This window comes from Streptomyces lomondensis, assembly GCF_014651035.1.
In the GTDB taxonomy this organism is placed as follows: Bacteria; Actinomycetota; Actinomycetes; order Streptomycetales; family Streptomycetaceae; genus Streptomyces; species Streptomyces lomondensis.
In genome coordinates this window covers 100,775-125,398 of sequence record NZ_BMWC01000010.1, presented here as the reverse complement: position 1 = coordinate 125,398, position 24,624 = coordinate 100,775, and the positions used below count along the sequence as shown (strand labels likewise).

Annotated in this window: 22 protein-coding genes; 7 read left to right on the top strand and 15 right to left on the bottom strand. The window is 72.4% G+C overall.

Annotated features, from left to right (window positions below; translation table 11 throughout):
- Positions 1-72 precede the first annotated feature (72 nt).
- A complete protein-coding gene (locus IE255_RS29150) occupies positions 73-858 on the top strand; it encodes a S1 family peptidase (RefSeq protein ID WP_190053385.1) in 786 nt (261 codons plus the stop codon).
- An 83-nt stretch (positions 859-941) separates the two neighbouring features.
- Here the strand turns inward: IE255_RS29150 and IE255_RS29145 are convergent, their stop codons facing one another.
- A complete protein-coding gene (locus IE255_RS29145) occupies positions 942-1,520 on the bottom strand; it encodes a YdeI/OmpD-associated family protein (protein WP_190053384.1) in 579 nt (192 codons plus the stop codon).
- A 39-nt stretch (positions 1,521-1,559) separates the two neighbouring features.
- Complete coding sequence (locus IE255_RS29140) at positions 1,560-2,144, bottom strand: TetR/AcrR family transcriptional regulator (RefSeq protein ID WP_190053383.1); 585 nt, start codon at positions 2,142-2,144, stop codon at positions 1,560-1,562.
- A 72-nt stretch (positions 2,145-2,216) separates the two neighbouring features.
- Between IE255_RS29140 and IE255_RS29135 the strand changes: the two genes are divergently transcribed.
- Entirely contained in the window at positions 2,217-3,155 is a 939-nt protein-coding gene (locus tag IE255_RS29135) for a DMT family transporter (RefSeq protein WP_190053382.1), read from the top strand.
- Between the two features lie 164 nt (positions 3,156-3,319).
- Positions 3,320-4,492, top strand: coding sequence for a Cmx/CmrA family chloramphenicol efflux MFS transporter (locus tag IE255_RS29130; protein WP_190053381.1), 1,173 nt, complete (start codon positions 3,320-3,322; stop codon positions 4,490-4,492).
- A 108-nt stretch (positions 4,493-4,600) separates the two neighbouring features.
- On the opposite strand, the gene IE255_RS29125 is transcribed toward IE255_RS29130, so the two are convergent.
- The gene (locus IE255_RS29125) at positions 4,601-5,953 is read right to left on the bottom strand and encodes a hypothetical protein (RefSeq protein WP_190053380.1); all 1,353 of its coding nucleotides are present in this window, start codon (positions 5,951-5,953) and stop codon (positions 4,601-4,603) included.
- A 173-nt stretch (positions 5,954-6,126) separates the two neighbouring features.
- Here IE255_RS29125 and IE255_RS29120 point away from each other — a divergent pair, with 173 nt between their 5' ends.
- Positions 6,127-6,786, top strand: coding sequence for an SLATT domain-containing protein (locus IE255_RS29120; RefSeq protein WP_190053379.1), 660 nt, complete (start codon positions 6,127-6,129; stop codon positions 6,784-6,786).
- Between the two features lie 25 nt (positions 6,787-6,811).
- On the opposite strand, the gene cimA is transcribed toward IE255_RS29120, so the two are convergent.
- From cimA to ureA, 6 genes are all read right to left on the bottom strand, one after another.
- Positions 6,812-8,416 (bottom strand): citramalate synthase, encoded by a 1,605-nt coding sequence (gene cimA, locus IE255_RS29115; RefSeq protein ID WP_190053378.1) that lies wholly within the window; start codon positions 8,414-8,416, stop codon positions 6,812-6,814.
- Between the two features lie 301 nt (positions 8,417-8,717).
- Positions 8,718-9,968 (bottom strand): TolB-like translocation protein, encoded by a 1,251-nt coding sequence (locus tag IE255_RS29110; RefSeq protein ID WP_190053377.1) that lies wholly within the window; start codon positions 9,966-9,968, stop codon positions 8,718-8,720.
- Positions 9,969-10,094: 126 nt separating this feature from the next.
- Positions 10,095-10,694, bottom strand: coding sequence for a TetR/AcrR family transcriptional regulator (locus IE255_RS29105; protein WP_190053376.1), 600 nt, complete (start codon positions 10,692-10,694; stop codon positions 10,095-10,097).
- Positions 10,695-10,702: 8 nt separating this feature from the next.
- Positions 10,703-11,740, bottom strand: coding sequence for an agmatine deiminase family protein (locus IE255_RS29100; RefSeq protein WP_190053375.1), 1,038 nt, complete (start codon positions 11,738-11,740; stop codon positions 10,703-10,705).
- A 9-nt stretch (positions 11,741-11,749) separates the two neighbouring features.
- Positions 11,750-13,459, bottom strand: coding sequence for an urease subunit alpha (locus tag IE255_RS29095; protein ID WP_190053374.1), 1,710 nt, complete (start codon positions 13,457-13,459; stop codon positions 11,750-11,752).
- Entirely contained in the window at positions 13,456-14,160 is a 705-nt protein-coding gene (gene ureA / locus IE255_RS29090) for an urease subunit gamma (RefSeq protein WP_190053373.1), read from the bottom strand. Before ureA ends, IE255_RS29095 begins: the two co-directional genes overlap by 4 nt.
- A gap of 115 nt (positions 14,161-14,275) precedes the next feature.
- Between ureA and IE255_RS29085 the strand changes: the two genes are divergently transcribed.
- The gene (locus IE255_RS29085; protein ID WP_190053372.1) at positions 14,276-15,727 is read left to right on the top strand and encodes a cytosine permease; all 1,452 of its coding nucleotides are present in this window, start codon (positions 14,276-14,278) and stop codon (positions 15,725-15,727) included.
- Between the two features lie 41 nt (positions 15,728-15,768).
- Here IE255_RS29085 and IE255_RS29080 read toward each other — a convergent pair whose 3' ends face one another.
- Together IE255_RS29080 and IE255_RS29075 are read right to left on the bottom strand one after the other, a co-directional pair.
- The gene (locus tag IE255_RS29080; protein ID WP_190053371.1) at positions 15,769-16,857 is read right to left on the bottom strand and encodes a branched-chain amino acid aminotransferase; all 1,089 of its coding nucleotides are present in this window, start codon (positions 16,855-16,857) and stop codon (positions 15,769-15,771) included.
- A gap of 243 nt (positions 16,858-17,100) precedes the next feature.
- Positions 17,101-18,144 carry a 3-isopropylmalate dehydrogenase gene (locus tag IE255_RS29075; protein ID WP_190053370.1) on the bottom strand — a complete coding sequence of 348 codons (1,044 nt, stop codon included), beginning with the start codon at positions 18,142-18,144 and terminating at the stop codon, positions 17,101-17,103.
- 154 nt (positions 18,145-18,298) lie between these two features.
- Between IE255_RS29075 and IE255_RS29070 the strand changes: the two genes are divergently transcribed.
- The gene (locus IE255_RS29070; RefSeq protein ID WP_190053369.1) at positions 18,299-19,864 is read left to right on the top strand and encodes a purple acid phosphatase family protein; all 1,566 of its coding nucleotides are present in this window, start codon (positions 18,299-18,301) and stop codon (positions 19,862-19,864) included.
- Positions 19,865-19,913: 49 nt separating this feature from the next.
- Here IE255_RS29070 and IE255_RS39990 read toward each other — a convergent pair whose 3' ends face one another.
- Both IE255_RS39990 and IE255_RS29065 read right to left on the bottom strand, forming a co-directional pair.
- On the bottom strand, positions 19,914-20,045 hold the full coding sequence (locus IE255_RS39990) for a hypothetical protein (protein WP_267974812.1): 132 nt from the start codon (positions 20,043-20,045) through the stop codon (positions 19,914-19,916).
- Positions 20,046-20,296: 251 nt separating this feature from the next.
- The gene (locus IE255_RS29065) at positions 20,297-20,839 is read right to left on the bottom strand and encodes a GNAT family N-acetyltransferase (RefSeq protein WP_190053368.1); all 543 of its coding nucleotides are present in this window, start codon (positions 20,837-20,839) and stop codon (positions 20,297-20,299) included.
- Positions 20,840-20,923: 84 nt separating this feature from the next.
- Here IE255_RS29065 and IE255_RS29060 point away from each other — a divergent pair, with 84 nt between their 5' ends.
- Complete coding sequence (locus tag IE255_RS29060) at positions 20,924-21,871, top strand: quinone oxidoreductase family protein (RefSeq protein ID WP_190053367.1); 948 nt, start codon at positions 20,924-20,926, stop codon at positions 21,869-21,871.
- A 56-nt stretch (positions 21,872-21,927) separates the two neighbouring features.
- Here the strand turns inward: IE255_RS29060 and pruA are convergent, their stop codons facing one another.
- Positions 21,928-23,559 carry an L-glutamate gamma-semialdehyde dehydrogenase gene (gene pruA, locus IE255_RS29055; RefSeq protein ID WP_190053366.1) on the bottom strand — a complete coding sequence of 544 codons (1,632 nt, stop codon included), beginning with the start codon at positions 23,557-23,559 and terminating at the stop codon, positions 21,928-21,930.
- Positions 23,560-23,612: 53 nt separating this feature from the next.
- Positions 23,613-24,539: a proline dehydrogenase family protein gene (locus tag IE255_RS29050; RefSeq protein WP_190053365.1), complete on the bottom strand. Its 927-nt coding sequence runs from the start codon at positions 24,537-24,539 to the stop codon at positions 23,613-23,615.
- Positions 24,540-24,624: the final 85 nt, after the last annotated feature.

The following is a 24,624-nucleotide window of genomic DNA, read 5'->3' as shown; positions in this document are numbered from 1 at the left end:
GCTGACATGCCCTCGTCAATCTGATGCTTCGGTTGCACGTCCCCAGGTCAACCCCCCACGAAAGGCATCACGTTGAAGAGACTTCTCACGGCGCTCAAGAGATGCGCGGTCCTCGGCGCCGCCGCGCTCGCGATCGCCAGTCTCCAGCCCGTCTCCGCCGCCCAGGCCGCCCCGTCGCCCGTCGTCGGCGGGACGCGGGCCGCGCAGGGCGAGTTCCCGTTCATGGTCCGGCTCTCCATGGGCTGCGGCGGCGCGCTCTACACCCAGCAGATCGTGCTCACGGCCGCGCACTGCGTGAGCGGCTCCGGCAACAACACGAGCATCACCGCCACCGCGGGGGTCGTCGACCTCCAGTCCACCAGCGGCCGGGTCCAGGTCCGCTCCACCAAGGTGCTGCGCGCCCCCGGCTACAACGGCACCGGCAAGGACTGGGCGCTCATCAAGCTCGCCCAGCCCATCAACCTGCCGACCCTGAAGATCGCCACGACCACGCAGTACAACACCGGTGACTTCACCGTCGCCGGCTGGGGCGCGAACCGCGAGGGCGGCGCCCAGCAGCGCTACCTGCTGAAGGCCACCGTGCCGTTCGTCAGCGACGCCGCCTGCAAGGCCTACGGCGGCCTGTACAGCGGTCTCGTCGCGAACGAGGAGATCTGCGCCGGCTTCGACGCGGGCGGTGTCGACACCTGCCAGGGCGACTCCGGCGGCCCCATGTTCCGCAAGGACAACGCCGGCAACTGGATCCAGGTCGGCATCGTCAGCTGGGGTGAGGGCTGCGCCCGGCCCGAGGCCCCCGGCGTCTACACGGAGGTCTCGACCTTCGCCTCCGCCATAGCCTCGGCGGCGTCCTCACTCTGACCCGCCCCGTCTCCGGCAGCCTGTGGGCCCGGTGCCGTTCGGCGCCGGGCCCGACGCGTGCGAGGTGACGGCCTCCGCCGGCCTCATCGGTCCGTCCCTCCTGACTCCAGCTTCCGCACCGCCGCCTCCGCCTGGGCCTGCCGGCTGCGCGCGGTGCGGGCCCGGAGCACGCCGAGCATCGCGAGGTACCGGTCTGTCCGGCCGAGCGCCTCGAAGGCCGCGGCGGCGCGCGGGCTCCGCTCCAGCGCCGCCGCCAGTTCCTCGGGGACCCCGGCCTCCTTCTGGGACGCGTACGCCGCCTCCCAGCGCCCGTCCGTCCGCGCGGCCGCCACCTCGGCGAGCCCGCCGGGCCGCATCCGCCCGGCGGCGGTCAGCTCCTCGACCCGGCGGACGTTGACCATGGACCAGAGGCTGCCGGGCCGCCGCGGGGTGATCCGCTGGAGATACCAGGAGTCGTCGAGTCCCTTGCGCTGCCCGGTGATCCAGCCGTGGCACAGCGCCACGTCGTTGACGTCGGCGGCGGTGACGGAGGGGATGCCCGAGCCCTTCTTCGCGACCTTGACCCAGAGGCCGGGATGCGGGGCGGGATGGGCGGTCAGCCAGGAGTCCAGCGCGGCCACGGTCGCGAAGGCGAGAGGGGCGGTTCCGTCGGAGGTGGTCATGGCACCACCGTAGGCAGGAAAGAGGACAGATTCCGTCCGCTATGCGAGCAACGCGCGCGCCTGGTCGCGGGCGTGGGCGATGGGGTCCGGGAAGACGGCCAGCCCGTGGGCGACGAGGGCGCCCTCGTGCAGGAGCATCAGCGTCCGGGCCAGAGAGTCCGCCCTCTCGGGCGCGATGTCCGCGGTGAGGCGCGTGAACAGGGCGAGCATCCACTGCTTCTGGCCGGTGATGACCGGGTGGGCCGGATGGGCGGGGTCGCTGATCTCCGCGTGGGCGTTGACCATGCTGCATCCCTTGGGGCTCAGCTCCCGCGCCCAGGCCCGCGAGGCGTCGAAGACCGCCAGGACGCGCTCCCGGGGGTCCGGCCCCGCCGCGTCCAGGTGCTCGGCGAGGAAGGCCCGCCAGCGCTCGTCACGGTCCGCGAGGTACTCCACGACGATCTGCTCCTTGGAGCCGAACCGGTCGTAGAGGGTCTTCTTCGTCACCCCGGCCTCGGCGGAGATGAGGTCGACCCCAACCGCGTGGATGCCGCGCTCGTAGAACAGCCGGGCGGCGGCCGCCAGGACGCGGCGGGCGGCGGGCGTCATCGTGACGCGGCGGGGGTTCGGTGAGGTGGTGCCCATGGCATCCGACTATACCGATCTGTATAGTGGGCGCGGAACGGGTATACCGATCTGTCTAGTGGTTGTGATGTCGTGAACATCCTCCTGTCCCTCGCCTTCGTCCTGTGCTGGAGTTCCGGGTTCATCGGCGCCAAGCTCGGCGCCGGCAGCGCGTCCGCGATCACCGTCCTGATGTGGCGGTTCCTGCCGCTGGCCGTCGTCCTGCTCGCCGTCGCCGTCCTCATGCGCGGCGCGTGGCGGGGGCTCACGGCCCGGGACGTGACCCGGCAGGCCGTGATCGGCTTACTGTCGCAGAGCGGCTATCTGCTCAGCGTCTACTACGCCATCCAGCTCGGCGTCTCCAGCGGCACGACGGCCCTGATCGACGGCGTCCAGCCCCTGGTCGCCGGTGCCCTCGCGGGGCCGCTGCTGGGCCAGTACGTCTCGGGCCGGCAGTGGATCGGCCTGGGCCTGGGGCTGAGCGGCGTCGCCGTGGTCACCCTGGCCGACGCCGCGGCGGGCACCGGCGTGGCCTGGTGGGCGTACGCCGTCCCGCTGCTCGGCATGCTGTCCCTGGTCGCGGCGACGTTCCTGGAGAGCCGGTCCCGCGCGCGGGTCGCTCCCTCGGTGTCGCTGACCGTCCACTGCGCCACCAGCGCCGTCCTGTTCACCGCGCTGGCCCTGGGCACCGGAGCCGCCGCGCCGCCCGCCGAGGGTGCGTTCTGGGTGGCGGTCGCCTGGCTCGTGGGCCTGTCCACGTTCGGCGGGTACGGGCTGTACTGGCTGATCCTGGAGCGCTCCGGCGTCACGAAGGTCAACACGCTGATGTTCCTGATGGCCCCGGTCACGGCCGTCTGGGGCGCGCTCATGTTCGGTGAGCCGTTCGGCCTCCAGACCGCCCTGGGGCTGGCCGTCTGCCTCGCGGCCGTCGTCATCGTCCATCGCGGTGCCGGCCGGCGGAGCACGGGCCCGGCCACCGCCCGGGGAGAGCGGCGGGAAAACCGGTGGACCCGGTCCCCCGGGTCCACCTAGCCTGGCGCCCATGTCCAGCCCCGAAGCGTCCAGACTGCGGCCACCGGCTTTCCGGTGGCTGTTCGTGACGCTGATGCCGGGCCGCTGAGGCCCGCTCGCTCCGCTGCCGGTCTGCCGTCCGACGTGTCATGTCCGTCGTCGACTTCCGGGTGCGGAGTTCTTTCATGCCATTCGCTGTTCTTCTGCTGGGCCTTGCCGTGTTCGCGCAAGGCACGTCCGAGTTCATGCTGTCCGGGCTGGTGCCCGACATCGCGCGGGATCTGGGGGTGTCCGTTCCCGCGGCGGGGGCGCTGACCTCCGCCTTCGCGGTGGGGATGGTCGTGGGGGCGCCGCTCGTGGCGGGGCTCGCGCGGCGCTGGCCGCGGCGGGGTGCGCTGCTGGCGTTCCTCGGCGTCTTCCTCGCCGTCCATGTCGTCGGTGCGCTCACCGGCAGTTTCGAGGTGCTGCTCGCCACACGGGTCGTGGGGGCGCTGGCCAACGCCGGGTTCCTCGCCGTCGCCCTGGTGGCCGCCGTGGGCATGGTCCCGGCGGACGCGAAGGGGCGGGCGACGTCCATGCTGCTGGGCGGGGTGACGCTGGCGTGTGTGGCCGGGGTGCCCGCCGGGGCCGTGCTGGGCGAACTGTGGGGCTGGCGTACGGCGTTCTGGGCCGTGGCGCTGGTGTCGGTGCCCGCGCTGGTGGCGGTGGCGCGGTCCGTGCCCGGGGGCAGGGCCGAGGGCGCGCCGCCCGCGCTGCGGGGTGAACTGCGGTCGCTGCGCAGCCCCCGGCTGGTCGTCACGCTGCTGCTGGGCGCCCTGGTGAACGGCGCGACGTTCTGCACCTTCACCTATCTCGCGCCGCTGGTCACCGAGGTGACGGGGCTGGGCAGCGGCTGGGTGCCCGGGGTGCTCGCGCTGTTCGGCGCCGGGTCGTTCGCGGGGGTGAGCGCGGCGGGCCGGTTCGCCGACCGGCGTCCCGCGGCGGTCCTCGTCGGCGGGGGCGTCGCGGTGTGCGTGGGCTGGTGCGCCCTGGCGCTCGGTGCCGGGCACCCGGTCCTGGCCCTCGGGCTCGTCTTCGCACAGGGGGCGCTGTCGTTCGGCGTCGGCTCCACGCTGATCTCCCAGGTGCTGTACGCGGCGCCGGGCGCGCCCACGCTGGCCGGCGGTTTCGCCACGGCCGCGTTCAACGTGGGCGCCGCACTGGGCCCCTGGGCCGGCGGCGTGGCCATCGGCGCCGGGTTCGGCTACCGGTCACCGGTGTGGGTCAGCGCGGGGCTGGTCGTGCTGGCGGGCGCCGTGGCCGGGGTGGCATGGCGGCAGCGGGAGCGGATCGTGGGCAGGGAGGTGGTACGGAGCTGAGCTCCGGCTCGGGTGTGCGGGCGGGGACCACGGGCCGCTGAGCTGAACGGCCCGAGTGCCGGGAACCGCCCTGGAGGTCCCCACCCCGTGGCACCGGCAGCAGGGAGGTCAGAAGCCGCCGCCGAAGTCGCCGCCCCCGCCGCCGAAGTCGCCTCCGCCGTAGCCCCCTCCGAAGCCGCCGCCGAAGTCGCCGGTGTCGAAGTCCGCGCCGGAGACGTCACCGCCCTCGTAGCCGCCGAAGTCTCCGTAGCCGGAGCCGTAGTCGGCCGCGTAGGCGGGGCCGGCCATCATGCTGCCGAGCATGGTGCCGATGAGGAGGCCGGGCAGGATGCCGCCGCCGAAGTAGCCGCCGGCCCAGGGGCCGTACGCCGGGCCCGCCTCCCAGTACGGGCGGCGGCCGTAGTCGGTGTCGACCTCGCGGACCACCGGGTCGCGGCCCTCGGCGAGACGCGTCCGGTCGGCCGCGCAGACCGGGACCTCACGCGCGGCACCGCCCGGGGGCGTCCAGCTCGCGTCGGCGACCGAGGGGCCGTGGCGCGGGTCGAAGAAGCAGGGCGGGCGGCGCTCCGGCAGCGGTGCGCCCTCGCGGCGGGCCGCGAGCCGGGCCAGGGAGAACCGGCCGTCCTCCACGGCCTGGGTGACGGCCCGGACGTCCTCCGGTTTCGTCGCGGCCGCCATCAGCGACTTCGCCCGCTCGTAGGCGTCCAGGCCATGCTCGTAGTCGGCGCGCATCCCGTCGTCGGCGCCCGGTTCCCCGGGGTGGAAGTCGAGGCGGTCGAGTTCCTCGCCGAAGGCGGTGATGTCCTCGTCGACGACCACCCGCAGCTTCTCCAGCGCGGCCCGCTGCTCCTCCGCGTGGCGGCGCCGGTTGCGCCGGACCAGGGCGTACGCGCCCGCGCCGCCGGCCGCGGCCAGGGCGCCGACCGTGATCAGGCCGCCGACCGGCACGTCGGTGCCCGAGCCGTCGCTCCAGCTGCTCGGCGCCGAACCGCCCACGTTGCGCAGGGCGTCGTCGACGAAGTCGTTCAGCTGGGCCTTGACGTCACCCGCACCCTGGACGGCCGTGACCAGGTTGGACACCGCCTGGCGGCTCATCACCGCGCTGTCGGCGCGGGCGTCGAACTCGTCGCCGACGCGGATGCCGTACAGGCCGGTGACGCCGGTCTCGGTGCGCAGGTTCCGGAAGAGGTCCTGCGTGGGGTAGTCGGCCGGGAGGACCGCCACGAAGACGGGCTTGTCCGCGTCCTTGATCTTGTCGGCGAGCGCCTCGGCGTCCGACGCGGCCAGCTGGCCGGAGGCCGCCGGATCGACGTAGACGGGGTTCTCGCGCAGCTCCTGGGCGACCTTCGAGAGGTCGGTGGCCGCGTGCGCGCCCGGCGCACCGGCCAGCAGCACCGCCAGTACGGCGGCGACCGGCACGATCAGCAGACGTACGACGGTACGCACCAGTGCGGCCTTCATATGTTCGAAGCTACCCGAATCGGTACAGAAACGGATATCCGTCGGGGCGGGGATTTCGGGAGGCCGCTGCGCCTACGATGCCCTCGGACTTACTGCCGTGGGCCGGTCGGCCCGCCGGCCGCAGCGGAAGGGGCGGGAACAGGGGCATGGTCGGACGACGCAGAGCCGCGGACATGACGGTGTCCGCACTCACCGAGCTGGACCGGTCGCGGACGCGGGCCGATCTGTTGTGGGAGCTGTTCCGGCATGCCGAGGCGGAGGTGACGTCGGCGATCGGCTGGTACCTGGCCCGGCGCCGGGGGCCGGCGCTGTGGTCGCGTTCGCTGCGGGCGCTCGCGGCGCTGCTGGGGATCGTCGGCACGCTCACCCCGCTGGTGCACGCCGCCGCTCCGACGACCGTGCAGCCCGAGTGGGGCTTCGTGTTCCTGGCCGGCGGGGCGGGCTGCGTCCTCTTCGACCGGATCTTCGGCTTCTCGGCGTCCTGGACGCGTTATATCCGTACCGAACTGGCGTTGCAGCAGATCCTCAAGAAGGCCCAGTCCGACTGGGCGCAGGCGTTCCTGAGGACCACCGACTCGCCCAGCGACAAGGAGCAGGCCGCGCTGCTCGGGGTGATCGAGCGGCTGCGGACGGACGCCCAGCGGATCATCGAGGAGGAGGGCACGGCCTGGGTCGGCTATCTGGCCGACGGCGTGGAGGAGCTGACCCGCTCCACGGCCCACGCCACCGGCCAGCGCCCCCACTCCGCGGGCCTCTTCCGCCTCGACCGCGCACCGGGCCGCGACCGGGGCGGCGAGGTGCCGGGGCCGCGGTCCCGGGACACGGCGATGTGAACCGGGCCCCGGGGAGGCCGTTGCGCTACTCGGCCGGAGCGACCCCCGCGCGCAGCAACCCGTATGTGTACGCGTCCTCCAGGGCCTGCCAGCTCGCCGCGATGACGTTGTCGGCGACGCCCACCGTCGACCACTCGCCGGAGCCGTCGGACGTGGAGATCAGGACGCGGGTCGTGGACTGGGTGCCGTGCACGCCCTCCAGGATGCGGACCTTGTAGTCCACCAGGTCCAGCTTGGCGAGCTGCGGGTAGATCTTCTCCAGGCCCACGCGCAGGGCCCGGTCCAGGGCGTTGACCGGGCCGTTGCCCTCGGCCGTGGCGACGATGCGCTCGCCCTTGGCCCAGAGCTTGACGGTGGCCTCGTTGGCGTGGGACCCGTCGGGCCGGTCCTCGACGATGGCACGCCAGGACTCGACCTCGAAGTAGCGCAGAGGCTTGCCCTGGACCTCGGTGCGCAGCAGGAGTTCGAAGGACGCGTCGGCCGCCTCGTACGTGTAGCCCTTGAGCTCGCGCTCCTTCACCCGCTCCACGACCCGGCCGACCAGCTCGCGGTCGCCGCCGAGGTCGATGCCGAGTTCCTTGCCCTTGAGCTCGATGGAGGCGCGGCCGGCCATGTCGGAGACCAGCATCCGCATGGTGTTGCCGACCCGCTCGGGGTCGATGTGCTGGTACAGGTCCGGGTCGACCTTGATCGCCGAGGCGTGCAGGCCGGCCTTGTGCGCGAAGGCGGAGACGCCGACGTAGGGCTGGTGCGTGGAGGGGGTGAGGTTGACGACCTCGGCGATGGCGTGCGAGATGCGGGTCATCTCGCGCAGGTGGCCCGCGGGCAGGACCTGCTTGCCGTACTTCAGTTCCAGGGCCGCCACGACCGGGAAGAGGTTGGCGTTGCCGACGCGCTCGCCGTAGCCGTTGGCCGTGCACTGCACATGGGTCGCGCCCGCGTCGACGGCGGCCAGCGTGTTCGCCACCGCGCAGCCGGTGTCGTCCTGGGCGTGGATGCCGAGCCGGGCGCCGGTGTCGGCGAGGACCGTGGAGACGACGGCCTGGATCTGCGCCGGGAGCATGCCGCCGTTGGTGTCGCACAGGACGACGACGTCCGCGCCGGCCTCCGACGCCGTACGGACGACCGACTTCGCGTACTCGGGGTTGGCGCGGTAGCCGTCGAAGAAGTGCTCGCAGTCGACGAAGACGCGGCGGCCCTGCTCCCGCAGGAAGGACACCGTGTCGCGGACCATCGCCAGGTTCTCGTCGAGGGTGGTGCGCAGGGCGAGCTCGACATGGCGGTCGTGCGACTTGGCGACCAGCGTGATCACCTGCGCGCCGGACTCCAGGAGGGCCTTGACCTGCGGGTCCTGCCCCGCGGTGGTGCCGGCGCGGCGGGTGGAGCCGAACGCGACCAGCTGGGCGTGCCGGAAGTCGATCTCCTGCTGGGCGCGGGCGAAGAACTCGGTGTCGCGGGGGTTGGCGCCCGGCCAGCCGCCCTCGATGAAGCCCACGCCGAAGTCGTCCAGGTGCCGTGCGATGGCCAGCTTGTCCGCGACGGTGAGGTTGATGCCCTCCCGCTGGGCGCCGTCGCGCAGGGTGGTGTCGAAGACGTGGAACGAATCGTCGAGGTCGCTGGTAGCGGTCATGGTGTCAAGGCTCCTGAGGATGGGATCTCGGTCGTACCGGAATGACCGGCTCCACCGCCCTCACATACTCCCTCGCGCTCTCGCCTCCGGCTGTGGGTGGGCCAGAAATGCGAAAAACCTCTCGCGGGTGCGAGAGGTCTGCGCGCGGGTCGAGGACGACGGTGTCCGCCCGTACCTGGTCGTACGTGGCGGTCACTGCGGACCGGCGCGCCTGCTGCCAATAATCGTGGCGAACGAGAGCACGGAGGCAGTGTGGCACAGCCTCCGCGCCTCGCTCACGGTTGTCTCAGGATGCGGTCGGTCACCTCATGTGGCGGACGTAGACATGCGTGGTGTCGTACGTGTCGCCGGGCACCAGGTCGGGTGAGGCGCTGCGGAAGGCGACCGTGCGGCCGTGCCGGTCGAGCACCGCGGCGGACACGTCCTGGTCGTTCGGGCCGCCGCCGGCGTCCGGGCTGGCGAGGGTCGTGCGGCCGGTGCGCAGGTCGCGGACGTACGCGCGGGTGGTGTGGTTCGTGTCGCCCGGGTCGGCCGAGACGAAGGCCAGGTACCGGCTGTCGGCGCTGAGTTGCGGAGAGCCGGTGTAGGCGGCCGGGTCGGCGGCGTCGATCCGGCGCAGCTCCCCGGTCTTCAGGTCGCGGACGAAGACGTTGTGCCCCTTGTTGGTGTCGCCCGGGGTGAGGCGCGAATCCAGCGAGTTGAAGACGGCGTACCGGCCGTCGGCGCTGACCTGCGGGGCCTCGGTCTGTCCGTCGGACTTCTGGCCGTCCGGCGCCCGGTCGGCCTGGAACAGCTCGCCGCTGGGCACGTCCCGCACGTAGGCGTCGCTCCAGTCGCCCGAGGAGGGGTGCGGGACGAAGAGCTGGTAGCCGACGCGCGTGCCGTCGGCGCTGATGGACGGGTGGGTGGCGGCGGTCTTCCGGTCGCCCGCGGCGGGCACCTGGCTGATGCGGACGGCCTCGCCGCTGGTGCGGTCGACGCGGTAGACCCGTCCCCAGCGGTCCTCGCCCTCCCCGAGGCCGGACTGCTGGGCGACGAAGGCGACGTAGCGGCCGTCGGCGCTGAGGGCGGGCTGCCGGCCGGTGTCGTAGCCCGGGTCGACGGTGTCCGCGATGCGCTGGAGTGCGCCGGTCCTCAGGTCCTTGACCCAGATGTGGCTGCGGCCGTCTCCGGGGTCGGTGGCGCTGAAGGCCAGGTGGCGGCCGTTGCCGCTCAGGGCGACGTCGTCGACGGAGCCGCCGTCCGGCGCGGTGCTCGCCAGGCGGGTCGTGCCGGTCTTGAGGTCGCGGACGAAGGCGTCGGCGGCGCCGTCGGTGTCACCGGCGACGAGGTTGTCGGCGCTGGAGACGAAGGCCAGATGGCGGCCGTCGGCGCTCAGGCTCGGCCCGCCCGAGGGGCCGTTGCCGTCGGTACCGTCCGGGGCGACGCTCGCCTTCTCGGTCCGCGGCGCCGGTGTGGGCACGGCGGTCGCGGGCAGCGCGGCGGCGGCGCCGAGCGTGACGGCCAGGGCCACGCCGAGCGCGGTCGACGTGGCCCTCCTGGTGCTGGTCATTGCTGTTCCCCCTGTTTTCCCCGTTGACGCTTCTCCCCCGGCCCCGCGCCGAGGGCTTCCCCAGAGCCAACAGCACCACGGACCACACGGTCAATCCGTCGTATTGAGTACAACCCGGGCGTGCGTTCAGGCGTCCGCGAGGAGGCTGTCGGCGAGGAACTCGTGCACGTGCGCCAGGACTTGGGCCCGGTCCGTGCCGCGCAGGCCGATCGCCACGTGGATGGAGAAGCCGTCCAGCAGCGCCCGCAGGCGGGCGGCGAAGCGGTCCGGGTCGACGCGGCGGAACTCGCCCCGGGAGATGCCCTCGGCGAGCAGGGCGACCAGGTCGCGGTGCCAGGCGCCCTCGATGGCGGCCTGCCGGTCGCGGGCGTCGTCGTCGGCCTTCTTCGAACGGTTCCAGACCTCCAGCCAGAGGGTCCAGTGCGGGTCGCCGTGGCCGTCGGGGACGTACAGGTCGACGTAGGCGTCGAGGCGTTCGCGGGCCGTGGCGGGGCGGGTCAGCAGCCGTCCGCGCTCGGCACCGAGCCGGCCCTCGCTCCACTCCAGGGTGCGCAGCAGCAACTCGTCCTTGGAGCCGAAGTAGTAGAGCAGGTGCCCGCTGCTCATCCCGACCTCGCGGCCGAGCGCCGCCATGGTGAGCTTCTCCAGACCGCGGTCGGCGATCATCTCCATGGCGGCGGCGAGGACGTCCTCGCGGGGCGGGGCCTGCCTTCGCCCACCGGCCATGTGCGCTCCTAGATCCTTGGTTGCTGCTGCGTGACGCAGTGGATGCCTCCACCGCCCGCGAAGATCGTACGGGCGTCCACCAGCGTCACGGTCCGCTCGGGGAACAGCCGGCGGAAGATCCCGGCCGCGATCTCGTCGCGCGGGTCGCCGAAGCCGCACAGCACGACCCCGCCGTTGCAGAGGTAGTGGTTGATGTAGGAGTAGTCGGCCCAGTGGCCGTCGGCCTCCAGGACGGTCGGGGCGGGGACCTCCACGACCTCCAGGCGCCGCCCCCGCGCGTCCGTCTGGGACCTCAGCAGGCCGACGACCTCCTTGGTCACCTCGTGGTCGGGGTGGGCGGGGTCCGGTTGCGTGTGCGCCACGACGACACCCGGGCGGGCGAAGGCGGCGACGATGTCGACGTGGCCGAGGGTGCCGAAGCCGTGGGGCGGATAGTCGCCGGTCAGGCCGCGTGGCAGCCAGATCGCCTTGCGGGTGCCGAGCTGGGCGTGGATCTCGGCCTCGACCCGTTCCCGCGTCCAGTCCGGGTTGCGCTCGGGGCCGAGCTGGACGGTCTCGGTCAGCAGGACCGTGCCCTCGCCGTCCACGTGGATCGCCCCGCCCTCGTTGACGAGCCGGGAGGCGTACGTCCGGGCCCCCGCGAGGTCCGCGACGTGCGCGGCGATCTTCGCGTCGTGCTCCCAGCGGGCCCACTCCTGGGCGCCCCAGCCGTTGAACGTCCAGTCGACGGCGGCCAGTCGGCCCTTGCCGTCGGTGAGGAAGGTCGGGCCGATGTCCCGCATCCACGCGTCGTCGAGGTCCCGCTCGACCGTTTCGATCCCCTCCCCCAGCAGCGCCCGCGCCTCACCGGACTGGCCCGGCCCGCACACCACCGTCACCGGTTCGAAGCGGCGGACGGCCCGGGCGACCGCGGCCCAGGCGACCCGGGCGGCGGCGAGACCTCCCGGGTCGTCGAAGGTGGGGTTCGGGCCCGGCCAGGCCATCCAGGTGCGCTCGTGCGGGGCCCACTCGGCGGGCATGCGGAAGCCGTCGGCGGCTGCGGACATCGTTGATCCTCAGAGGAAGTAGAGACGGTTGAGGGAGACGGACTCGGCGGGCTCCGAGCGCAGCGGCTCGCCGTCGAGGGTGACCAGGCCGGTGCGCTGGTCCACGTCGACGGCCCCGGTACGGGAGTTGAGGCGCAGGTCGGCCGGGCCGATGCCGCGCGTGCCGCGCACGGCGACCCGGCGGCGGCGGGTCGGAAGCCAGTCGTGCCCCTGGTCGAGGGCGGCCCGGGCGACGAACGCCACCGAGAGGTCGGCCGGTGTCGCCCCGTGGGCGCCGAACTGCGGGCCCAGCACGAGGGGTTCGCAGGTGTCGGTCGCCGCGTTCGGGTCGCCGGTCACGCCGTAGGCCGGGAAGCCGGCCTTCAGCACCAGCTGCGGTTTGGCGCCGAAGAACTCCGGCCGCCACAGGACGATGTCGGCGAGCTTGCCGGTCTCGATCGACCCGACCTCGTGCGAAAGTCCGTGCGCGATGGCCGGGTTGATGGTCAGCTTGGCGATGTAGCGCAGGACGCGTGCGTTGTCGTGCGCGTCGGGGGCGCCGAGCTCGGCCTTCATCTTCCCGGCCATCGCGAACGTACGGCGGACCGTCTCGCCCGCGCGGCCCATGCCCTGCGCGTCCGACGAGGTGATGCCGATCGCGCCCAGGTCGTGCAGGACGTCCTCGGCGCCCATGGTGCCGGCGCGGATGCGGTCCCGGGCCATGGCGGCGTCGCCGGGCAGGTCGGTCTTGAGGTCGTGGACGGAGACGATCATGCCGTAGTGCTCGGCGACGGCGTCCCGGCCGAAGGGCAGGGTCGGGTTGGTGGAGGAGCCGATGACGTTCGGCACGCCCGCCATCTTCAGGACGTTGGGGACATGCCCGCCGCCGCAGCCCTCGATGTGGAAGGCGTGGATGGTCCGGCCCTCCAGCACGCGCAGGGTGTCCTCCACGGAGAGGCACTCGTTCAAGCCGTCGCTGTGCAGGGCCACTTGGACGTCGTGCTCCTCGGCGACGCGCAGGGCGGTGTCCAGGGCGCGGGTGTGGGCGCCCATGTCCTCGTGCACCTTGAAGCCGCAGGCGCCGCCCTCGGCGAGGGCCTCGACCAGGGGCGCGGCGGAGGACGACGAACCCCGGCCCAGGAAGCCGATGTTGACCGGCCAGGCGTCGAACGCGCCGAACGCGTGCCGCAGCGCCCAGGGCGAGTTGACGCCGACGCCCCACACGGGCCCGAACTCCTGCCCGATGATGGTGGTCACGCCGGATGCCAGCGAGGCCTCCATGACGCGCGGCGACAGCAGATGGACGTGGGTGTCGACGGCCCCGGCGGTGGCGATGAGCCCCTCCCCGGACACGATCGACGTTCCCGTCCCGACGACGACGTCGACCCCGTCGAGGGTGTCCGGGTTCCCGGCCCGCCCGATCGAGCAGATCCGGCCCTCGCGGATGCCGATGGACACCTTCCGGATGCCCTGCACGGCGTCGATCACCACGACGTTGCTGATCACGACGTCGCAGGTGTCCCGGACGGCGGCGGCCTTGAGGTGCAGCCCGTCGCGGGCGGTCTTGCCGAACCCGGCGAGGAACTCGTCGCCGTAGCGCTGGGAGTCGGACTCGACGCGGACGGTCAGCCCGGAGTCGCCGAGGCGGATACGGTCGCCGGCGCGGGGGCCGTGGGTGGCGGCGTACTCGTACGTGGTGAGGCGGCGGGCCTCGGCGGGGTGGCCTCCTGGGCGGCTCATCGCTCGACCTCCTGGTCAGGTGTGTCCGCCGCGCCGAGGTAGCCGCAGGCGGCGGCGCGGCGCAGCGCCTCCTCGCGGGCGCCCGGCGCGTCCAGGGGCCCGTCGACGAGTCCGGCGAACCCGATCGCGATCCGCTCGCCCCCGATGGGCACGAGCCACACCTCGACGCTCTCCCCCGGCCCGAACCGCACGGAGGACCCCGCGGGCACGGCGAGCCGCATCCCGTAGGCCCTCTCCCGTGCGAAGTCGAGGCGCGGGTTGGCCTCGAAGAAGTGGAAGTGGGAGGTGACGGAGACGGGCACGGTCGCGGTGTTGGTGACGGTCAGCCGCTCGACCGGCTCCGGCTCGGCGTGTTCCGGCCCGGGCAGCAGGGCGCCCGGGGCGTCCGGCCCCGATCCGCCGCCGAGGGGGTCGGAGACGACCGCGAGCCGCGAGCCGTCGTCGAAGACCGCCTCGACGTGCACCTCGGTGACGACGTCGGCGACCCCGGGCAGCACGTCGCCGGGACCGAGGACGGACCGGGCGGCCTCGACGGCCTCCGCGAGCCGCCTGCCGTCCCGGGCGGCCTCGCACACCGTGTCGGCGATGAGCGCGGTCGCCTCGGGGACGTTGAGCCGCAGTCCCCTGGCCCTGCGGGCGCGGGCGAGCTCGGCGGCGCCGAAGAGCAGCAGCCGGTCGCGTTCGGTCGGGGTCAGCCGCATGTCACTCCCTCCGTTTAGAACGTCACTCTAAACATAAATTCCCCTTGCCCGAAAGGTTGACGGCGGACCACCGCGCCTATCACATTGAACGTCGCTCTAACCGAGGGAGACAAGCATGCCGATCGAACAGCGCGGAGTCGACACCATCCCCGAGGAGGAGCGGACCAGCGGGCCGCGCGACCTCGTCTCGATCCTGCTCGGCTCCAACCTCTGCCTGGGCGTGATCGTCTTCGGCTGGCTGCCGCCGTCCTTCGGCCTGGACTGGTGGTCGTCGGTCAGCGCGGTCGTGGCGGGCACGGTGGTGGGCGTGGTCTTCACGGCTCCCCTGGCGCTGGTCTCGCTGCGCACCGGCACCAACCTGTCGACCTCCTCCGGCGCCCAGTTCGGCGTCCGGGGCCGCCTGGTCGGCTCGGTGGTCGGCCTGCTCCTGGCCCTCGGCTACACCGCGCTGACCGTGTGGATCGGCGGTGACGTGATGGTGGGCGTGCTGGGCCGGCTGGCCGGTCTGCCGCAGCGCGACCTGTCGTACGGGATCGTCTACGGGCTGCTCGCGGCGGCCACGGTGGCGGGCGCGATCTACGGCTACCGGGTGCTGCTCGCCATGTCCCGGGCCCTGGCGTTCGGCATGACGGCACTGCTGGCGCTCGGTGTGATCGCCTACGCCCCCGACTTCACGACCGGCGCGCTGCCGGAGGCCGGCGGCTATCTGCTGGGCGGGTTCTGGCCGACCTGGCTGCTCGCGGCCGTGGCGGCCGGGCTGTCCGGCCCGATCGCCTTCATCACCCTGCTCGGCGACTACACCCGCTACATCTCCCCGGCCCGCCACTCCTCCCGCCGGGTGCTGCACGCGACCTGGCTGGGACTGATGCTGGGCCTGCTGGTGCCGCAGCTGTTCGGCACGTTCACGGCGTACGCGGCCGGGGCGGCCCTCGACTACGCGGGTCCGCTCGTCGCCGCCGCGCCCGGCTGGTACCTCGTCCCGCTGCTGCTCGCGGCCTCGGCGGGCTCGGTCGGCAACGCGGGTCTGATGCTGTACTCGATGGGCCTCGACCTGGACGCGATCCTGCCGCGCGCGTCACGGGCCCGGGCGACGTACGTGGTCGCCGTGGTGGCCACGGCCGCGGTCTTCGCCGGGCACTGGTTCTCGACGGCCCAGGACGCGATGACGTCCTTCGTGCTCCTCCTGACCGCGATCGGCACACCCTGGGCGGTCATCACCCTGATCGGCTTCGCCCGCTGCCGCGGGGTGTACGACGCGGATGCCCTCCAGGTCTTCAACCGCCGCGCGCGGGGCGGCGTCTACTGGTACCGCGCCGGCTGGAACGTCCCGGCGACCCTCTCCTGGGCGGCCGGCGCGACCGTCGGCGTCCTGGCGGTGTCCCTGCCGTCGTACGAGGGCCCGCTGCTGGCGCTCACCGGCGGGGTGGACGTGAGCTTCCTGCTGTCGGGGCTGGTGGGCGGGGCGGCGTATGGGCTGTCGGCTCCGGGCACGGTTTCAGCGAAGCGCGGAGCCGATGAGGCAAGTCGTACGTCCAGCCCAACCGCTTCGGGTGGCGGGTGGGCATAGGCCGGGGGTCCGGGGGCGGAGCCCCCGGTGGCCAGGGGGAATCAGCCCAGCTGGTGCATCCAGCCGTGCGGGTCCGCAGCCGTACCCCGCTGAATATCCAGCAGCGCCTGCCGCAGCCGCAGCGTGACCTCGCCCGGCTCACCCCCACTCTGCTTCCACTCCGCCCCGGCCCGCTTGACCGTCCCGACCGGCGTGATCACCGCGGCCGTACCGCAGGCGAACACCTCGGTGAGCGACCCGTTCTCCGAGTCCCGCTGCCACTGGTCGACCGAGATCCGGCCCTCCTCGGCCTCGTAGCCGAGGTCACGCGCGACGGTGAGCAGGGAGTCGCGCGTGACGCCCTCCAGGATCGAGCCGGTGAGGGACGGGGTGACGATCTTGTCGCCGTACACGAAGTACAGGTTCATGCCGCCGAGCTCCTCGACCCACTGGTGCTCCACGGCGTCGAGGTAGCAGACCTGGTCGCAGCCCTTGGTCGCGGCCTCGGCCTGCGCGAGGAGGGACGCCGCGTAGTTGCCGCCCGTCTTGGCGTCGCCCATGCCGCCGGGGACGGCGCGGACGCGGTCCTCGGAGACCCAGATGGAGACCGGCTTCACACCGCCCGGGAAGTACGCGCCGGCCGGGGAGGCGATCACCAGGAACAGGTACTCGTTGGCCGGCTTCACACCCAGCCCGACCTCGGTCGCGATCATGAACGGGCGCAGGTAGAGGGACTCCTCACCGCCGTGCGCCGGGACCCATGCCTTGTCCTGCCTCACCAGGGCGTCGCACGCCTCGATGAACGTCTCGACCGGCAGCTCGGGCATCGCCAGCCGCCGCGCGGACCGCTGGAAGCGCTCGGCGTTCTTCTCCGGGCGGAACGTGGCGACCGAGCCGTCGGGGCGGCGGTAGGCCTTCAGCCCCTCGAAGATCTCCTGCGCGTAGTGCAGGACCGTGGTGGCGGGGTCGAGGGAGATCGGCGCGTACGGCACGAGCTGGCCGTCGTGCCAGCCGCGGCCCTCCGTCCACTTGATCGTCACCATGTGGTCGGTGAAGTGGCGGCCGAACCCGGGGTTGGCCAGGATTGCCTCCCGTTCCGCGGCGGAGAGCGGGTTGGCGGACGGCTTGAGCTCGATCGTGGGCGTCGTCATGCGTTGAAGTCCTTCACCGGTTGTAGTGACGGGCCGCGCTCGGTACAGCTCTGATGGTGACCAGTGCTAGGACGTCCGAGCATTCCCTCGCCGCGCGGCCTCGCGTTCGATTATCGCCCGGGGGCGACGGAGGACGGAACGGGGTGAATGCGGCCCGGTGGTCGATGGTGACACCCGGCGGGGACATGCGGAAGCCGCCGGGTGCGGATGCGACCCGGCGGCTTGCGGAAAAGCAGCGGCGGGTCAGCCGGCTACGCGTACGGCGAGCGCGTCGCCGATCTCCGAGGTGGAGCGGGCGGGCTTGCCGGTGCGCTCCGACAGGTCGGCGGCGACCGCCTCGTCGATCCGGGCGGCCTCGGCCTCGTAGCCGAGGTGGCGCAGCAGCAGGGCGACGGACAGCACCGTGGCGGTCGGGTCGGCCTTGCCCTGGCCGGCGATGTCCGGGGCCGAGCCGTGCACGGGCTCGAACATCGAGGGGAACTCGCCGGACGGGTTGATGTTCCCGCTGGCGGCGACGCCGATGCCGCCGGCGACGGCCGCGGCGAGGTCGGTGACGATGTCGCCGAAGAGGTTGTCGGTGACGATCACGTCGAAGCGCTCGGGCTGCGTGACGAGGTAGATCGTCGCCGCGTCCACGTGCATGTACTCGGTGGTGACCTCGGGGAACTCCTCGGCCACCTTGTTGAAGATGTTCGTCCACAGGTGACCCGCGAAGGTCAGCACGTTGTTCTTGTGGATCAGCGCCAGCTTCTTGCGCGGGCGGGCCTGGGCACGGGCGAAGGCGTCGCGGACCACGCGCTCGACACCGAAGGCCGTGTTCACGGAGACCTCGGTGGCGACCTCGTGCTCGGTGCCCTTGCGGATCGTGCCGCCGTTGCCGGTGTACGGGCCCTCGGTGCCCTCGCGGACCACGACGAAGTCGATCTGCGGCTCGCCCGCGAGCGGGGTGGCGACACCCGGGAGCAGCTTCGAGGGGCGCAGGTTGACGTGGTGGTCGAAGGCGAAGCGGAGCTTGAGCAGGAAGCCGCGCTCCAGGACGCCGGAGGGCACGCTCGGGTCGCCGATCGCGCCGAGCAGGATGGCGTCGTGCTTCTTCAGGGCGTCGAGGTCGGCGTCGGTGAGGGTCTCACCGGTGGCGTGGTAACGCTTGGCGCCGAAGTCGTACTCCTTGGTCTCCAGCTTCACATCCTGCGGAAGGACGGCGGAGAGGACCTTGAGACCTTCGGCCACGACCTCCTGGCCGATGCCGTCACCGGGAATCACTGCGAGATTGATGCTGCGAGACATGCGGGCACCCTACTCCTCGTCCCATGGAATGACACGGGCTGTCCGTGATGCGGACAGGTGATCCGGGTACCCGGCCCGGGCCGCACGCGCCCGTCGGCTTCCGTTCACCCGTATGTGGTGCGGCTGTTGGGCTCCGCTGGGAAGTTCACTGGACATGGAGATCCCCCACTTCGGCATCCCGCCCGAGCTCGCGCGCCGGATGAGCATGGCGGAACAGCACGAGTACCTGCGGACCCGGCTGTCGCGGCGGCGCACGCTGGTGACGGCGGGCGCGGTGGCGGGCGGGCTGCTGACCGGCTGTTCCGGCTCGGGGCCGGGCAGCACGGCGAGCGGGAGCCCGTCGCCGAGCACGTCGAAGGCCCCCGGCTCCTACGTCACCCCCTTCGGCCGTCATCTCGCCTTCGGCGCCGACCCCAGGACGCAGATGCGGATCTCCTGGCAGGTGCCGCTCGCGGTGCGCAAGCCGTACGTCCGCGTCGGCCTGCGCCCCGACGACCTGGGCCGCAGGATCGAAGCCGAGCTGCGCGACCTGCACACCCCGGAGCTGAAGGGCGTCCGCCCGGCGGTCGACCAGTACTACCTGCACGCGGCGCTGGACGGCCTGCGCCCGGACACGACGTACTACTACGGCGTCGGCCACGAGGGCTTCGACCCGGCGTCCCCGCGGCACCGGTCGGCCCTCACCTCCTTCCGCACGGCACCCGCGAGCCCGCCCGGGCGGTTCGTGTTCACCGCGTTCGGCGACCAGGGCGTGGGCGAGGAGGCCGCCCTCAACGACCGGACGCTGCTGCGCCGGAACCCGGCCTTCCATCTACACGCGGGCGACATCTGCTACGCCGACCCGACCGGCAAGGGCAAGGAGTCGGACGTCTTCGACGCGAGCCAGTGGGACCGGTTCCTCAAGCAGACCGAGCCGGTGGCCAGGTCGGTGCCGTGGATGGTGACGACCGGCAACCACGACATGGAGGCCTGGTACTCCCCGGAGGGCTACGGCGGCCAACTCGCCCGTTTCTCCCTGCCGGAGAGCGGTTTCGACGCGCGCACGGCACCGGGCGTGTACGCGTTCACGTACGGCAACGTCGGCGTCGTCGCGCTGGACGCGAACGACGTCTCGTACGAGATCCCCGCCAACTTCGGCTACACGGAGGGCCGGCAGACGAGGTGGCTGGACGAGAAGCTCGGCGAGTTGAGGTCCTCGAAGGACGTCAACTTCATCGTCGTCTTCTTCCACCACTGCGCGTACTCGACGTCCACGCACGCCTCCGACGGCGGGGTGCGCGCCGAGTGGCTGCCGCTGTTCGCCCGGCACCAGGTGGACCTGGTGATCAACGGGCACAACCACGTCTACGAGCGGACCGACGCCATCCGCGACGGTGAGGTGGGCAGGCCGGTGCCGGTCGGCGGGACGACGGATCCGCGGCGGGACGGGATCGTGTACGTCACCGCGGGCGGCGGCGGCAAGGAACTGTACGGCTTCCCGGACGGCGTGAAGGAGAGCTACGAGGGGAACACCGCCGACCGGGAGTCGGTCGCGACGTTCCGGTGGACCAAGTCCCGGGACACCAGGGCGGAGTCGGTCGAGTGGTCGCGGGTGCGCTACCGCGGTTTCTCGTTCCTCTCGGTGGAGGCGGTGAGCGGCGCGGCGCCGAGGCTGGAGGTGTCGGCGCTGACGTCGGGCGGTGAGCGGATCGACCATTTCGAGGTGCGGCGCGGGGCGTGAGGCCCCGCACCGCGCCTCGATCGGGTGCGGCTCCCGGTCCTGGTGCGGCTCAGTGGCCGGTGGATCCGCCGTTGTCTCTGCGGTCGAGGGCGCGCTGGAGCGCGGCGGCGGCGTTCTTGCGCTCGGACTCGCTCGTCCGGGAGACGTGACGGACTCGGCGGCGGACGGTCGTCTCGGCCATGGGAAATCGACTCCTTCGCTACAGCACGGAGTGCGGAAAAAGGGGCTTTGAGACGCCGGATGGGGCGGGGAGCGGTGCCGCAGGGATTGCCTGCGCGGGGCCCGGCTCACGACCGCCATTCGCTTGGTCGAGCGAGACGTTCGGCTCCTACAAAACTAAGGGAGTCCGGAGCGTCTGTCTCCACAATTACTCGGACTTCCTACTATCTGAGACAGTGGACTGGGTCACACCCCGCTGACCTGCGGTGATTCCTAGAGCACATCGCCGTCGCGCCAGTCGAAGACCAGCTCGCCCGCGGGATCGAGGGAGCCTGCGAGAGCGGCGCGGACGTACGTGCTGCCCTCCTCCTCCGGCAGGCGGACGATGCCGTCGTCCGGGCTGAGGGCGTGCACCGCGCCGCGCCACAGGTGCCAGCCGCGTGCGGTGTAGAGGCGGGCGCCGGCGTCGCTGGCGGAGAGGGCGCCGAGGTCGTAGGCGCGGTCGACGACGCGTTCCAGCTCGGCCATGACCCGCCCGCCGAGGCCGGTGCGGCGGGCGTCGGCGCGGACGGCGACGTTCTCGACGTACCCGGTGCGCAGCCACCGGCCGCGGTGCCGCACCCGGCGCATCACGACCGCCCCGTGCGCGGCGAGCCCGGAGTCGTCGAGGACGAGGGCGTGCAGGCCGCCGAGGCCGTGGTCCCAGTCCTCGTCGCCGAAGTCGCCGTCGAAGGCGGCCTCCACCAGGGCCCGTACGGCGTCGAGTTCGGCGGGGTCGAGGTCGGCGGTGTGGGCGGTGCGGACGCGGAGGGTCATCGGCCCAGTATGCGAACGGGCCGGGTGGCTCTCGACCCGATATGCGAGCACGATGGAAGGGTCCGGCTCCGGGAGGGAGACCCGATGACCACGGCAGAGCCGCGCGCGCAGATGATCACCCAGCACCGCTTCGGCGGCCCGGACGTCCTGGAGATCGAGGAACGCCCCCGGCCCGAGCCCGGCCCCGGCGAGGTGCTGCTGCGGGTGCACGCGGCCGGGGTCAACCCGGCGGACCTGCTGGCCCGTTCCGGGGCCGCGCCGCTCTTCGGGGAGCCGCCGTTCACGCTCGGGCAGGACGTGTCGGGGGAGATCGAGGAGGTGGGCGCCGACGTCACCCGGTTCCGGCCCGGCGACGAGGTGTTCGGCCGGATCGACGGCGGCGGCCACGCCACGCACGTCACCGCGCCGGCCGGCCACTTCGCCGCGAAACCGGCCGGTCTCGACCACGCCCACGCGGCCGCCGCCCCGACGGCGACGCTCACCGCCTGGCACGCCCTGATCGACATCGCCCGGGTCGGCCCGGGCAGCCGCGTGCTGGTCCCCGCGGCGGCCGGCGGGGCCGGACACGTGGCGGTGCAGCTGGCCAAGGCGGAGGGCGCCCACGTCGTCGGCGTCGCGCGCCCCGAGGACCACGGCTTCCTGCGCGACCTGGGCGCCGACGAACTCGTCGACGACACGGCCGGCGACCTCGCGGAGTCCGTCCACGGCATCGACGCCGCCCTCGACCTGGTCGGCGGCGACCACGCCCTGCCCACCCTCGACACCCTGCGCCCGGACGGCATCCTGCTCTGCACCGTCCCCGAGGACCTGGGCCTCGCCCCCGAGGACGCGGAGGCCCGCGGACTGCGCTTCGCCCTCGTCCCGACCGGCCCGTCGGGCGACCTCCTGGCGCGGACCGCCCCGCTGCTCGCCGACCGCCGCGTCCGCGTCCACGTGACGACCACCCTGCCGCTGGCGGAGGCCGCCAAGGCCCACGAACTGGGCGAGGAGGGCCGTGCGCGGGGCGGGATCGTGCTGGTACCGCATCCCTGAGCCGGTACGCCGACGGGCCAGGTCGTACGACCTGGCCCGTCGGTTCGCCCAAGGGCTCAGCCCATGTGCGGGTAGGTGTAGTCGGTCGGCGGGACCAGCGTCTCCTTGATGGCGCGGGTCAGGGTCCAGCGCATCAGGTTCTGCGGCGCGCCGGCCTTGTCGTTGGTGCCGGAGGCCCGGCCGCCGCCGAAGGGCTGCTGGCCGACGACGGCGCCGGTCGACTTGTCGTTGATGTAGAAGTTGCCGGCCGCGTAGCGGAGCCTGTCGGCCGTGTAGGCCGCCGCCGCGCGGTCGTTGGCGATGACCGAGCCGGTGAGGGCGTAGTCGGAGACGGACTCCATCTGGGTCAGCATCTCGTCGTACTTCTCGTCCTCGTAGACGTGCACGGCGATGATCGGGCCGAAGTACTCGGTGCGGAAGACCTCGTTCTCCGGGTCGGTGCACTCGATGACGGTCGGGCGGACGAACCAGCCCTCGGAGTCGTCGTAGGTGCCGCCCGCGACGATCGTGCAGGCCGGGTCCTCCTTGGCGCGGTCGATGGCGGCCTTGTTCTTGGCGAAGGCACGCTCGTCGATGACGGCGCCGATGAAGTTCGACAGGTCGGTGACGTCACCCATCTTGATGCCGTCGACCTCGGCCGCCCACTCCTCCTTGAAGCCGGCGTTCCAGATCGAGGCGGGGATGTACGCCCGGGAGGTGGCGCTGCACTTCTGGCCCTGGTACTCGAAGGCACCCCGGGTCAGCGCCGTCTTCAGGATGGCCGGGTCGGCCGACGGGTGGGCGACGAGGAAGTCCTTGCCGCCGGTCTCGCCGACCAGGCGCGGGTAGGTGCGGTACTTCTCGATGTTGTTGCCGACCGTCTTCCACAGGTACTGGAAGGTCTTGGTCGAGCCGGTGAAGTGGATGCCGGCGAGGTCCCGGTGCTCCAGGGCGACCTTGGAGACCTCGATGCCGTCGCCGGTGACGAGGTTGATGACGCCCTTGGGCAGACCGGCCTCCTCCAGCAGCTGCATCAGCAGCACGGCGGCGTGGGTCTGCGTCGGGGACGGCTTCCAGACGACGACGTTGCCCATCAGGGCCGGGGCCGTCGGCAGGTTGCCCGCGATCGCGGTGAAGTTGAACGGCGTGATCGCGTAGACGAAGCCCTCCAGCGGGCGGTGGTCCAGACGGTTCCACACGCCGGGGGCGTTCGCCGGGGGCTGCTCGGCGAGGAGCTTGCGGGCGTAGGAGACGTTGAAGCGCCAGAAGTCGATCAGCTCGCAGGGCGTGTCGATCTCGGCCTGCTGGGCGGTCTTGGACTGGCCGAGCATGGTGGAGGCCGCGAGGGTCTCGCGCCAGGGGCCGGCGAGCAGCTCGGCGGCGCGCAGGATGATCGCCGCGCGGTCGTCGAACTTCATGGCACGCCAGGCGGGCGCGGCGGCCAGGGCCGCGTCGATGGCGTCCTGGGCGTCCTGCTGCGTGGCGTTGCGGTAGGTGCCGAGCACGGCCTGGTGGTTGTGCGGCTGGACGACCTGGAAGGCCTCACCGCCGCCCATCCGCTTCTCGCCGCCGATGGTGCAGGGCAGGTCGACGGGGTTGTCGGCCAGCTCCTTCAGCCTGGCCTCCAGCCGGGCCCGCTCCGGCGAGCCGGGGGCGTAGCCGTGCACCGGCTCGTTGACGGGGGTGGGGACCTGGGTCACAGCGTCCATGGTTTCCGTAACTCCTTACTGAGCGGTGTGTCGGTCTCAGCCCTTGAAGGCTGTCAGCCCTTGGTGATCATGCTGCGCGCGAAGAAGCGCAGGTTCGCCGGCTTCTCCGCCAGCCTCCGCATGAAGTAGCCGTACCAGTCCGTGCCGTACGCGGTGTACACGCGCATCCGGTGCCCCTCGGCGGCCAGCCGCAGGTGCTCCTCGGTGCGGATGCCGTAGAGCATCTGGAACTCGTACTCGTCGAGCTTTCGCCCGGCGCGGTGGGCGAGTTCCTGGCCGATGGCGATCAGGCGCGGGTCGTGGGACCCGATCATCGGGTACCCCTCCCCCTCCATCAACGTCCGGAGAATACGAACGTATGCCCGATCGATCTCGTGTTTGTCCTGGTACGCCACCGAGGCGGGCTCCTTGTACGCGCCCTTGACCAGGCGCACCCGGCTGCCGTTCGCGGCGAGGCGGCGGGCGTCGGCCTCGGTGCGGAAGAGGTACGCCTGGATGACGCAGCCGGTCTGCGGGAAGTCCTTCCGCAGCTCCTCGTGGATGGCGAACATCGAGTCCAGGGTGGTGTGGTCCTCCGCGTCCAGGGTGACGGTGGTGCCGATCTCGGCGGCGGCCTCGACGACCGGGCGGACGTTCTTCAGGGCCAGCTCGTGACCGTCCTCCAGCGCCTGCCCGAACATCGACAGCTTCACGGACATCTCGGCGCGGGTGCCGAGCTCCAGCGGCTTGAGCCGGTCGACCAGCTCCAGGTAGGCGTCGCGGGCGGCGGCGGCCTGCGCGGGGTTGGTGATGTCCTCGCCGACGACGTCCATCGTCAGCTCCAGGCCCTGGTCGGTGAGGTCCCGGACGACCGGGACGATGTCGTCGACGTCCTCGCCCGGGATGAAGCGGTCGACGACCTGCTTGGTCACCGGGGCGGCCGAGATCAGGCGTCGCATCCGGTCGCTGCGTGACGCGGCGAGAATCACGGGACCCAGCACGGGGCACCTCCAGAGCACAAGCAACGTGACGGCCGGACCCCTCGCGGGTGAGGCGTCGGGTACGGCACGGAGAACCACCGTGAAA